This is a genomic window from Nitrospina gracilis 3/211 (genome assembly GCF_000341545.2).
Classification (GTDB): Bacteria; Nitrospinota; Nitrospinia; order Nitrospinales; family Nitrospinaceae; genus Nitrospina; species Nitrospina gracilis.
Window position 1 is genome coordinate 667,603 of the sequence record NZ_HG422173.1, and the last position, 12,031, is coordinate 679,633.

Genomic DNA, 12,031 nt, shown 5'->3' on the forward strand with positions numbered 1-12,031 from the left:
AAACTTTGCCTGTTTCCGCTTCCGGACAGGCCGGTTTGCGATTGGTGCGCCGCTTCCGGTTGTGTATAATTAGACCTTTAAAATCAACCCACTGTTTTGAATTTAAGAAAACCCTCCCGTACCGGACGCCGCCGGAAGAAGGGTCTCTGCCTCCGCACGGTTGTACCGCATGAATCACCCGACCATTGAAAAGTGCATCGTCAGCTTTTCGCACAACGCCTACGAGTCGCGCAAGCTGGCCGACAAGGAAGCCATCGAAAAAGCGCGCCGCGAAATCGCGCAGGGCAAGAAAGGCATCAGCCACCTGATCCTGCGCGCCCGCGACGACGAGATCGACCGCCTCAAGTTCCTGTTCCCCATCTACGGCATCCCGCTCATGTGCTACGCGCTGGGCAACCTGATGGTGTCCGGCCTGAAAGAGATCGTCGTCGTCGGCTCGAAGGAAGTGAAGACGGTGCTCGACGCGTTTCTGGATGTGATTGGACCGTGCGGCAAGAACGTCCAGTTCGTGCACGAGGACCCGGACAACCTGGTGCTGATCAACACGCTGGTGCTCGGACGCAACGCGTTGGCGCTGGCGCCGAACGAGCTGGTGCTGTTCCAGCCCGGCGACCTGCCGTTCATGTACGACCTGGATCGCGTGCTGAAAGACAAAGACCTCAAAACGCACAATCTCATCCTGTGGCTCAACTCGCGGCAGGCGATGTTTTCGCGTTTCAAGGAAGACCCGGCGAGCGAGTTCGTGCAGCGCAACTACCATTACCGTGTGATCGACGAAAAGGCCGGGCGTCTGCACGACGTGAAGGAACCGAACGTGTACCCCATCAACCTCGCGGCGATTGAGGAGGACATCATCGAACTCCTGCACGAGACGCGCAAGGACGGCAAGATCCTGAACGCCGGCATTCACAAGGTTCTCACCTCCCCCGCGCGCATGTTGCGCCTGCTCCCGGTGCTGGCGTCGCACTTCCGCCACTTCGACTCGGACCTGCGCACCTACCGCATGAACGACGAACACAAGTTCGGCATGCACCTCAAGAATTTCAACAAGGGCGCGTCCATCTTCCTCGACACGCCGTTCGTCGCCAAGTTTCACGACGACCCGGCGTACGTCTCCGACGTCGATGCGCTGGAGGACTGGGAGGACTTCGAATCGCTCGTCCACTTCGCAGTGCGGGAGGAAGGCGAGGAAAACGGGCTGGCGTCGATCCATCCCTTCGGCCGCGAGCTGATGAAGTTCAAACGGGAAGCGATGCCGGCCTTGAAAGAACGAATCGCCATGTACGCCGATTTCCCGGCGTACCTGAACGGCCTCTACCGGACGCTCGAGATGCCGCACGTCCCGTTTCACGACGGGCACCGCTACGACACGCCCAACCTGCACTCGCCGCTGGTACCCAACGCACACCGCTGGTACAGGGAAAAAACCGCAGCATTCAAACCGGTGGGAAAATAAGGGCCAGCGGGCTTTAAGGTTGCCATAACACATTGAATATTATAAAGTTATAGAGGCCTTTCCGGCTGCAAACCCGCTCTCCAGATGGTCCGACCCGGGTTTCTTTCAAACGGGAGTTTGCGGCACAGGCCCTCATTTTCCCCTCCCTGGCCAGAGGAGGGCATTACAATAGGGACCTATGCGATTTCCTATCAAACCGCCACCGAAGATCAAGCAGTACGTGGTGTTGTCGCTCGGCCTTCATCTGGCGGCGTTCACCGCGTACCAGATGATTCCGCCCGGTCCGCCGGAAGCGCCGGAGCATCCGCCGGTGAAGGTGAAATACGTTCCGAAAGAACCGGAAGAGAAAAAGAAAAACCGCCGCAGGTGGTGGACCCGGTCCAGCCGCAGGAAAAGGAACCGCCTAAGTCATCCGAACTGATCTCCAACGCCAACAGCCAGTCCAAGTCGAACATCGAAAAAAGAAACAACCATCTTCACGCCAGCAAGAAATCGCTCATTCCCAAACCCAAGCCGGAAACCATGCCGAAGCCGGAGAAGAGGATGGAGTTGAGCAAGGAGTTCCTGATCCCGCCGCCCAAAACGCCGCGCGAAACGTTTGAGGAAGCGAAAACCGGTTTTGACAAACCCAAACCGGAAAAGACACAGGAAAAGAAAGTGACGAAGAAGTATTCGGAGAGCACGCTGGCGCTGTTGGACGGATTCGATCCGGAGAAGTACGCCGCCATCGACGCCGATTCCATGAAATCGGAGAATCCGGACGACGAGGACGAGGTGATCTCGCTCAACACCAAGGAAGCCAAGTACGCATCATACTTCCAGCGCATCAAGCAGCAGATCGAGCGGGTGTGGACGTACCCGGAAGAAGCGGCGCGCCACGGCATCAACGGCCGCCTGTCCCTGCGCTTCCGCATCTCGCGCGACGGACGCCTGCTGGAAGTCCTGCTGGTGGACGCATCGGGTTCGAACCTGCTGGATGACGCGGCGGTGAACGCGGTGAAAAACGCCGCACCCTATTATCCTTTCCCCGTCACCATCGACCGCGACAATTTGTCGATCCTCGCTACTTTCATCTACAGCCCCGCCTACAGCACCTACTACCAGGACAAGTACGGCCGCTGATTTTCAATTGAAGAGAAAACGGATTCCCCCTTCCTTTTCATAAATGGAAACCAGCCTTGCGGCGCACGTCAATTTTCTCAGGCATCGCCTTTTTGCTTCGCGCCTGACTCGGTTCCCCACAAGGCCCGGTCATACCAGTTCGAGTTGTTTCAGCTTCAGGGTTTCGGAGTAACGCAGGGTGTCTTCACCGGCATTGCTCAGCTTGTTGCCGATGACGTTGAGAAAGGTGAGGCTTTTGAGGGTGGTGGACTCGGCCAGGTAACGCGCGCCTTCGTCTCCGATCACGTTCAGTCCCAGCACCAGCACGCGCAGGTTGGAAAACGTGGTGGACTCGGCAATGGCTTTGGCACCGGGCGGACGGATCCAGTTGTCCTGCTCGAGGTACAGTTCCTCCAAAGCGGTGAGGTACTGCGACTGCGCCAGTGCGACGACGCCCTCGTCGGCGATGTTGTTGTTGTTGAGCCGGAGTTCCTTGAGGTGCGTCACGTTCGGGCTTTCCGCCAGCGCCACCGCACCTTCCGCGTTCAACTGGTTCTCGCCCAGGTCCATCGCTTCCAGGTTCTTCACGTTGGCGGAGGCGACCAGCGCGGACGTGCCTTCGGCACGGATGTCGTTGTTGTTCAGATTCAGCCTGCGGATGTTCTTGAAGTGCCGGGACTGACCGAGGGTGATGGCGCTGTCCGCCGTCAGTCCCGCGCACCGCAACTCCAGCTCCTCGATGTTTTCGAACAACTCCGATTCCGCCAGCGCGTACACGCCGTCGTCCCCGACGGGATTGTTGCTCAGGATCAGCCGCTTGAGGTTGGGAAACACGTTGGCGCGCGCGAAGTACTCCACGCCGCGGTCGGTGAGGTTGTTGTCGGAAAGGTCGAGCGTCTCCAGCCCCGCCAACTGACCGCACTTCGACAACTGCTCCGCGCCGTCGTCACCGAGGCCGATGTCCGCGAGCTTCAGGCAACGCAGGCGGCGTCCGAGGTCGGAGTTGGTCAGTGCCTTGATGCCGAGCGGGGTGATGCGGTTGTAGGAGAGGTCGAGCGTTTCCAGGTTGGCCAGCGTCTTGCTCAACGACAGGGCTTTTGCTCCCACCGGGCCGATTTCGTTGCTGGCGAGATTGAGGGTCTTCAGGTTTTCGAACAGGGAAATGCGCGACAGGAAGAACAGGCCGTCGTCATCGACGTTGTTGTTTCCCAGCTCGAGGGTTTCCAGCCGGCCCAGGTGCGGCGACGTGCACAACTGCTGGATGCCGGCGGTCTTGAGTCCCGTCTCGGACAGGTTGAGGTAACCCACGCGTGCCAGCGGTTGCAGTTCCGCCAGCATTTGGAAATCGCTCTCGCTCATCACCTGCCGGGTGAGGTCGAGGCGCGCCGGGTCTTTTTCCAGGCGGTGCTGGATGACCTGCAAAAGGTCTTCCTTCTCCGTGTACTTCTCGAAGAACCGCAGGAACTCGAGACTGTCGTCGATGTCTTTCGCTTCCGCCATGATGCCGTGTGCAAAAAATATGAAAGGATCGCGGTGAGGGGATTATACCACCGGACCTCGTCCGGAGGAAGCAGGTTGGATTTATAACGCACTGACAATCTGCAATTGGCGATGGAGTCACAGCCCGTTGCCACTCCCTGCAAGGGAGCCGGGCCACGCCTGGAGGGAACAGGCGACGCCTGAGGAAATGGGCTAATACGGGGAAGTGCGAACGCGGGTCGGGGAACATAACTCAGGAAAAGGGAGGGCATCGGCTCCCCCTTCTCCGAAGGGGTCTGGGGGGCTTTTTCCTTCAGTTCTTTTCCTGAGGAGCCGCAGGCGACGAAGAACCTTTATGAGGAATCCTCACTCGACGATCAAAACCTTCGGAGTCATGATCTTTTTAAAAGGTCCTGTCCACTTCGCTAGTTTCTTTTCGTCTTCGGGATTGAAGAACTTCATTTTGTGGCCCTGGCTATCCTGCACGATAAGATATTTGTCTTGTTTTTCAATCAAGGTCCCGGAAAATTTTTCTTCCTGAAGACCTTGGACTATTTCTTCCAATGTCCAAGGCTTGATATAAAGCTTCATGTCCTCATCAAACCGGTATGAAGCGAGCATGTGAATGGGAATTTCATTCTCTTTGATTTCGAACCTATAAGTGAGCTCAATATTAAGAAAACTCTCCGCACCCACTTTTGCGCTGAAAACCCGGCTCGCCAAAAAAGACAACCCTCCACTATCCCTGAACTCCACATAAACCATTTCTTGCGCCTGTCCCTTGGGATAGTTGGAGAAATGTAGAATAGTTTCTCCACCATCAAAACGATGGACCCAGGCACCGGGCAAGCGGGGATCCTTTTCGACCTTTTCCTTATCCGAAAGGGGGAAATGTGTGAAAGGAATGCAGGCGGACAATGCCAGCAGGCCCAACACCGTCATCCACTTTAATAGGTGGTGATGACGGGAAATCATAGCGGATTTCAGTTATTCAAATGGACGGAGACGACCTTGCTGGCACCGCGTTCTTCCATGGTGACGCCGTACAGGGTGTCGGCGAAGCTCATGGTCTTCTGGTTGTGGGTGATCATGATGAACTGCGTCTTGTCGGCCATCTCGCTCAGCATGTCCTGAAAACGCGTCACGTTCGCTTCATCCAACGGCGCGTCCACCTCGTCGAGCAGGCAGAACGGGCTGGGCCGCACCTGCAAAATGGCGAACAAGAGGGAGATGGCGGTCATCGCCTTTTCGCCGCCGGAGAGCAGTTGGATGTTCTGCATGGTCTTGCCGGGAGGGCTGGCCTTGATATCGATGCCCGACTCCAGCGGATCGCTCGGGTCGAGCATGATGAGCTCCGCGCGGCCGCCGGAGAACAGGCGCTCGAAGTTCGCCTTGAAACGTTCGTTCACCAGCTCGAAGGTGTCGGCGAACAACTGCCGCGTGGTCTTGTCGATCTTCTCGATCGTCTGGTGCAGGCTGAGGATGGATTCGGCGAGGTCCTCCTCCTGCTTCTGCAGGAACAGGTAACGCTCGTTGGCTTTCTGAAAGTCGGACAGCGCGGCGAGGTTCACTTCGCCCATCTTGGCGACCTTGTCTTTCAGCCCCGCCAGCTGTTCGGACGCGACGTCTTCGTCGATGTCCTTTTCCTCGCGGCCTTTCATCTCATCCACCGACACGTGGAAATCTTCCCACACCTTCTCTTCGATGTGGGCGATCTGGATGCGCGTCTCGGAACGTTTCAATTCGATCTGCGAAATTTCCTCGGTGATCTCCTGAATCTGTTTCACCAGTTCGCGCGCCTGCTTTTCGTGGGCGTCGAGGGTTTCTTCCTTTTCGTTCAGCGTTTCTTCCTCGGAGACGATCACCTGGCTGAGCTCGCCCTTCTCGCGCACCTGCTCCATGATGGCCTGTTCGTATCCTTTAATTGCTTCCTCACACTCGGTGATCTTCTGCGTGTTGCTGCGGCTGTCTTCCTGCCGCCGCGCAATGCGTTCTGCGAGGTTGGCGCTCTGCTGTTCGAGGCGTTTGACTTCCAGCAACAGGTTTTCGGCTTTCCCCTTGAGTGAAGTGATCTCGACGTTGAGCTGGTTCGCCTCCTGCCCCTTGCGGTCGAGTTCCTCCCGCTGCAACGCCAGTTCGCGGCTCTGCGATTCGCGCATCGTTTCAGCCGACTGCTGTTCGGCTTCCGCCGTGGTCACCGTCTCCTGCAACGCCTCCTGCTCGCGGGCCAGCCCCTGCAACTGCTGTTGGCCGCTGGTGCGTTCGTATTCGATGGTCGATCGCTTCTGCGACAGGCGCTCGGCTTCCTTTTTCATCTGCTCGAGTTCGTTGTAACGGTGCGTGCGTTCGATGTCCGCCGCGTGCACCGCCTTGCTTCCCGCCTGCACCTGCTCCTGCAATGTAGCGAGATCCGTTTCCATGCGCAGGGCCTCGCCCTGCAGGGCGTCCATCTCCTGCTTGAGATCGGCCACGGTGGCCGTCAACTCTTCCATCTCGCGGTTGCGCGACAACAGCCCCGCGTCGTTGTCATCCTGCGCGCCGCCGGTGACGACGCCCTCGTCGTCGATCACCTCGCCCTTGAGCGTCACCACGCTTCCCTGGAACTCGCTGTGGCCGTGCAGTTGCAATGCGGTTTCGAGGTCGCGCACCAGCACCACGTGACCCAGAAGGTGGTTGAGGATGGGGCGGTACTCCTCGCGCGTTTGAATGAGGTCGGCCAGCCGGCCGATGACGCCCTGGTTGCCGTTCATGTACAGCGGCGGGCGCACTGCGGATTTCGGCTGGAGCGGAATGAAACTGCCGCGTCCGGATTTGTTCTGGTCGAGGTAGCGGATGGCCTCCACGGAATCGGTGTACGAATCGACGATCATGCTTTGCAGTTTTTCGCCCATGACGGCTTCGACCGCCGCTTCGAACTCCGCCGGCGCTTTCACCACGTCCACCAGCACATCATGCAGGCCGTTGACGTGCTCGCCCGCGCCGTTGGCCATGAGCGCGCGGACGCCGTCGCCGAACCCTTCGAACTTGCGGCGCAACTCCTGCATGGACTGCAACAGCGAGTTCTGCGCCAGATACCGCTCGCGCGCGGCATGGGCGGCTTCTTCCTGCTGGTCGAGACGCTGTTTCAATTCAGCGGCACGCTGGGTGAGTTGCTCCTGCTCGCGTTGCAGCCGTTCGAACACCTCGGCCTTTTCGCGATACCCCGTGTCGGCTTCGCTGAGCGCGGTCTGGAGTGCGGCGATCTGTCCGGTCACTTCGTTCAGTTCGGTCTCCAGTCGCTGATCGCGGTCGGTCAGTCCCTGCCTGCGTGTCTCCAGCGCGGTGAGTTCATTTTTCTTGCGCGAGATGTGGTGCACGCGTTCCATGATCTGGCGGTCGAGTTGCTTCACCTGACCGTCGAGCTCGTTCAGACGGTTGCGGGTCTGTTCGTACTGTTGTTGCAGGGCCTGCCGCGATTGTTCTTTTTCCGCGATGACTGTAGTCAAACGTTCGCCTTCCGCCCTTTGTTCCCCGCACTGGGATTGATTCTGCGCGATCTCGGCGTTCATGCTCTCCACTTCGCCGACCGCGGATTCGATGTCCTGCCGCGCGCGTTTCATCTCGCCCTGCTTGAGTTCGATGTTGTGTTCGTTCTTGCCGATGGCGGTGTTGAGGCTGTGCACCGTTTCTTTTTTGTGATTGAGTTCGGTGGCCAGTTCGTCGATTTCGAACTTGAGCGTCTCGATGTCTGTCTCCAGCGTCGAGGCCTGCGCGTTCCACTCGGTTTTCTGCTCGGTGCGCGCCTTATGACGCTGGTCGATTTCTTCCAGGTCGCGCTCGGCGCGGCGGATCCTGCGGCTGAACAGGTCGAGGCTCAATTCCTTGATCTCCGCCTGGTATTGCTTGTAGCGTTCGGCTTTCGCCGCCTGGCGTTTCAGCGATTCCACCTGCCGCGACAACTCCTGCACGATGTCGGAGATGCGGTCGAGGTTCTGTCCGGCGGCATCGAGTTTACGCAGGGCTTCGTTCTTGCGCGCCTTGAACTTGAGCACGCCCGCGGCTTCCTCGATCCACATCCGGCGGTCGTCGGGTTTGGAGGTGACGATGTCCTGGATGTTGCCCTGCTCGATGACGGTCAGCACCTTGGGGCTGATGCCGATGTCGAGGAACAGGTCGGTGATGTCTTTCAGGCGGCAGGGCACCTGGTTGATGTAGAATTCGCTTTCGCCGGAGCGGTGGTAACAGCGCGTCACCTTGATCTCTTCCGACAGGTTCGGGATGTTGGCGATGCGCAGGCCCGGCGGCACGTCGGCGAGGGTCATCGAAACCTCGGCGCGGTTCACGGGTTTGCGGCTGTCACTGCCGTTGAAAATGAGGTCGGCGATGCGCGTGCCGCGCAGGTGCTTGGAGCTCTGCTCGCCGATGACCCAGCGGATGGCGTCGGACACGTTGCTCTTGCCACAGCCGTTGGGGCCCACCACGGCGGTGAAGCCGCGGGTGAAATCCAAATGCGTGGGGTCGGCGAAGGATTTGAACCCGGAAAGTTCGAGTTGCTTGAGGATCATAAGCGGAATAAACCCTTTAAAAATAATGGTGTTGTGGTGCCTCGACGTGTCAGGCCACATTATACCACGCCCCTGTGGAAGTAAAGCAAAATATACTATCCTTGGTGGCGAGAATGACCTAAGGCCCCCATATATTGTGGTTTACGATGGGGTGGGGGCGACCCGTGCGGGGTGTTCCCGGCTACCGGGTTTTGCCCTTCCGATAATTCCCGGTCATGCTATAAATGGCACGGCAAACCGGAACGTTGTGGATTTCATAGATTAGGAGTGAATTCAGTTATGAAGTTTTACGGTTACAACAAATGCGGCACGTGCAAAAAGGCTGAGAAGTTTCTCGACGGCAGGGGCGTCGCCTACCAGTCGATCGACATCACCGAAACCCCGCCGCCGAAAAAAGTGCTCAAACAGGCCATCGCCCGTTACGGCCTGAAAAAACTGTTCAACACCAGCGGCGTCCAGTACAAGGAACTCAACATGAAAGACCGGCTGAAATCCATGACCGAGGCCGAGGCGGTGGACCTCCTCGCCACCAACGGGCGGCTGGTGAAGCGTCCCATCGCCGTCGATGGCGACACGGTGACGGTCGGTTTCAACGAAGACGAATACAAACAGACCTGGGCGAAGAAATGATCGGGCCAGGCCCGGCGGTGAGGGTGGTATGAACTGGGAGGGATGGATCGCGCGCCTGCGCACGGATTTTCCGATGCGCGGGGGAGGCGTGGAGACGGGCGTGGGGCAGGCGGCGGTGCTGGTGATCCTGTACCGGCAGGAGGCCGTCCCGCACACGGTGTTGATGAAACGCTCGGAAGCCCTGCGCAGTCACCCCGGCGAGATCGGTTTTCCCGGCGGGCTGTTCGAGGAAGGCGACCGTGATCTTCTCACCACCGCCCTGCGCGAAACCGGCGAGGAACTGGACCTGGACGTGTCGCCGGAGGACGTGCTCGCACGCCTGCCGGGGGTGCGCACGCTGACCGGCATCGACGTCACCCCTTTCGTCGCTCTATGCGACCCGCCGCCTGTCTGCACGCCCAACCCGGAGGAAGTGGAAGCGGTCCTGCAACCACCGCTGCTGCCGCTGTGGCAGAGCTTCCGCGAGGAAGCGGTGGCGGACCCGCCTTCCGATTTCGCGTACTGGTTCGGACCCCACCGCATCTGGGGCGCGACGGCGCGCATCCTGCGCCACCTGGGCGAAGTGGTGCAAACCGATTGAAATTCTTCACCCATTGAGACCCCGCATTGCGGTAAGCCCCCATGATTTGGCGTGGCTTTACAAAACGCCTGCCCGGACTTATTTTTAATAACAAGACCCCAATACAAGAACCCGGTTGTGAAACTCTTTGCACTGGGAGGTTCAGAATGCGAATGAAAGATTGCAGACATGGAGTTTTTGCCGCCGCCCTGGCGATCCTGATGACGTTGGCGACCGTCCCCGCCGTCCATTCTGCAGAGGATGCGGCGAAGTCATACCAGCAGGGGGTCGCGCTGGCCAAGAAAGGCAAATACGAACAGGCGCTTCCAAAACTGGAAGCCGCGGCCTCGCAGGACCCCGCGAATGCCGAGTACCAGGACTACCTTGGGCTGGTGTACACCAACCTCGGCCGTTACCATGACGCCATCCGCGCCTCCAGCCGCGCCCTGCAACTGAAGCCGGGCCACACCGAGGCGCTGGAAAACCTGGTCGCCGCCTACGAAACCCTCGAGGACTGGCGCGGCATGGTCGAGCCGCTGGAGACGCTTTCCCGCGCCCAGCCGCAAAAAGCCAACTACCACGCCAAACTGGGCCGGGCGTATTTTCAGCTGGGCAACGACGCCAAAGCCATCGACGCCCTCACACAGGCGGTGAAGTGGAACCCGCACGACGAAGCCTCTATGTACAAGCTGGGGGAAATTCACCTGCGGCAGGGTCATTATGACAAGGCCGTCGATTACCTCGAACGCGCGGTTTCCGGGTTTCCCTTTCCATACCAAAGGTATTACAATCTGGGGCTGGCTCACGCGCACCTGAAGCAATTCGACAAGGCGCTTCAAAATTTCAACAGGTGCGTGGAGGAGCAACCGGATTTCGCCCCGGCGTACTACAACATGGGCGCGGTGTACCAGAACACGGGACGCCGCCAGCAAGCCATTGAAATGTACAACCAGGCGCTGGAGAAAAACCCCACCCTGGCCGAGGCGCAGAACAACCTGAACGCTCTCAATAAAACCTGAACCCGGAAAAGACCGCATTGGCCGCTGACCCCACTCCGCAGGACCGCCTGATCTTTGCGCTGGACGTACCCGATCTTCCCACCGCCGTCCGTTACATCCAGACGCTGGGCGATTCCGTGGGGTGCTTCAAGGTCGGGCTGGAGTTGTTCACCCGCGCCGGACCCGAGGCCATCCGCGCCGTGCACGACCACAGCGGCGCGGCGGTGTTCCTCGACCTCAAACTGCACGACATTCCAGCGACGGTCCAGCGCGCCGTCACCGCCGCCGGCGAGCACAAGGTGAAATTCCTCACCGTGCATTGCAGTGGCGGCGAGCCCATGCTGGAAGCGGCGCTCAAGGCGGTGCAGCCCGGACTGCAGCTGCTCGGCGTCACCGTGCTCACCAGCATGACGTCACACGACCTCGACCCGGCGCTGGGTTATTCGGATGGGATCACCGTGAACGAGCTGGTGATGGACCGCATGCTGATGAGCCGCGACGTGGGGCTGACCGGGTTCGTCTGTTCCGCTGAAGAGGTGAAGGACATCAAGAAGCAGTCCGGCGGACCCATCCTCACCGTGGTGCCGGGCATCCGCCCGGCGGACAAGACGGTCCTGCAGGACGACCAGGGCCGCGTCGCCACCCCGGCCGCGCGATCGAACTGGGCGCGGATTACCTGGTGGTGGGCCGGCCCATCCGCGACGCGAAAGACCCGAAGGACGCGGCGCAACGCATCGTGAACGAAATCGCTTCCGCTTTGAAGGCATGACCTCATGAACACTTTTCTCGCTTTCGTGCATCTGCTGGGGCTGGTGATGTGGCTTGGCAGTGTCATCTTCTTCTCGTTTTTCACCGCGCCGTCGATCTTCAAGGTGCTCGACCGCCAGCAGGCGGGCGACGTCATCGGCGCCATCTTTCCCAAGTATTACGGCGTCGGTTACACCTGCGCCGTGCTGACGGCGGGAACCGCACTGGCCACGCCCGGCGGCGCCGGGGGACTGCGCCTGCCGTTCATCGCCATCATGGCGGCGTGCACGTTTTATGCGGGACTGGTGATCAATCCGCAGGCACGGCAGTTGAAACACCAGATGCGCGAGGCGGGCGGCGAGGACGAGGCGTTGCAGAACAAATTCCGCTCGCTGCACGGCTGGTCGGTGCGGCTGAACGCGACGGTACTGATGTTCGGCCTCGGCCTGCTGTGGATCACGGCGATGGGCCTGCGTTTTTAGAGCGAACGGATTTCTCCTCCCTTCCTTACCAAGGA

Annotated in this window: 11 protein-coding genes; 8 read left to right on the forward strand and 3 right to left on the reverse strand. The window is 59.4% G+C overall.

The window, feature by feature from the left end; translation table 11 throughout:
* The first annotated feature begins 169 nt into the window (after nucleotides 1-169).
* The 3 genes from TX82_RS03060 to TX82_RS15020 all read left to right on the forward strand — a co-directional run bounded on the left by TX82_RS03060 (nucleotide 170) and on the right by TX82_RS15020 (nucleotide 2,578).
* Nucleotides 170-1,456, forward strand: a complete 1,287-nt coding sequence (locus tag TX82_RS03060; protein ID WP_005006715.1) for a glycosyltransferase family protein — start codon at nucleotides 170-172, stop codon at nucleotides 1,454-1,456.
* A gap of 178 nt (nucleotides 1,457-1,634) precedes the next feature.
* Nucleotides 1,635-1,877: a hypothetical protein gene (locus tag TX82_RS16130; protein WP_005006717.1), complete on the forward strand. Its 243-nt coding sequence runs from the start codon at nucleotides 1,635-1,637 to the stop codon at nucleotides 1,875-1,877.
* Complete coding sequence (locus TX82_RS15020) at nucleotides 1,823-2,578, forward strand: TonB family protein (protein WP_005006720.1); 756 nt, start codon at nucleotides 1,823-1,825, stop codon at nucleotides 2,576-2,578. The genes TX82_RS16130 and TX82_RS15020 overlap by 55 nt, the downstream gene beginning before the upstream one ends.
* A gap of 129 nt (nucleotides 2,579-2,707) precedes the next feature.
* On the opposite strand, the gene TX82_RS03075 is transcribed toward TX82_RS15020, so the two are convergent.
* From TX82_RS03075 to smc, 3 genes are all read right to left on the reverse strand, one after another.
* Nucleotides 2,708-4,057, reverse strand: a complete 1,350-nt coding sequence (locus TX82_RS03075) for a leucine-rich repeat domain-containing protein (protein WP_005006722.1) — start codon at nucleotides 4,055-4,057, stop codon at nucleotides 2,708-2,710.
* Between the two features lie 345 nt (nucleotides 4,058-4,402).
* The gene (locus tag TX82_RS03080) at nucleotides 4,403-5,011 is read right to left on the reverse strand and encodes a hypothetical protein (protein WP_042250429.1); all 609 of its coding nucleotides are present in this window, start codon (nucleotides 5,009-5,011) and stop codon (nucleotides 4,403-4,405) included.
* Between the two features lie 8 nt (nucleotides 5,012-5,019).
* Nucleotides 5,020-8,580: a chromosome segregation protein SMC gene (smc, locus tag TX82_RS03085; RefSeq protein ID WP_144079066.1), complete on the reverse strand. Its 3,561-nt coding sequence runs from the start codon at nucleotides 8,578-8,580 to the stop codon at nucleotides 5,020-5,022.
* Nucleotides 8,581-8,859: 279 nt separating this feature from the next.
* Between smc and TX82_RS03090 the strand changes: the two genes are divergently transcribed.
* The 5 genes from TX82_RS03090 to TX82_RS03110 all read left to right on the forward strand — a co-directional run bounded on the left by TX82_RS03090 (nucleotide 8,860) and on the right by TX82_RS03110 (nucleotide 11,996).
* On the forward strand, nucleotides 8,860-9,210 hold the full coding sequence (locus TX82_RS03090) for an arsenate reductase family protein (protein WP_005006726.1): 351 nt from the start codon (nucleotides 8,860-8,862) through the stop codon (nucleotides 9,208-9,210).
* Between the two features lie 28 nt (nucleotides 9,211-9,238).
* Complete coding sequence (locus tag TX82_RS03095; RefSeq protein ID WP_005006727.1) at nucleotides 9,239-9,790, forward strand: NUDIX hydrolase; 552 nt, start codon at nucleotides 9,239-9,241, stop codon at nucleotides 9,788-9,790.
* Between the two features lie 146 nt (nucleotides 9,791-9,936).
* Entirely contained in the window at nucleotides 9,937-10,788 is an 852-nt protein-coding gene (locus TX82_RS03100) for a tetratricopeptide repeat protein (protein ID WP_005006728.1), read from the forward strand.
* 17 nt (nucleotides 10,789-10,805) lie between these two features.
* A complete protein-coding gene (gene pyrF / locus TX82_RS03105; RefSeq protein ID WP_338038030.1) occupies nucleotides 10,806-11,507 on the forward strand; it encodes an orotidine-5'-phosphate decarboxylase in 702 nt (233 codons plus the stop codon).
* Nucleotides 11,508-11,540: 33 nt separating this feature from the next.
* Nucleotides 11,541-11,996, forward strand: coding sequence for a DUF4149 domain-containing protein (locus tag TX82_RS03110; protein ID WP_005006729.1), 456 nt, complete (start codon nucleotides 11,541-11,543; stop codon nucleotides 11,994-11,996).
* Nucleotides 11,997-12,031 lie beyond the last annotated feature (35 nt).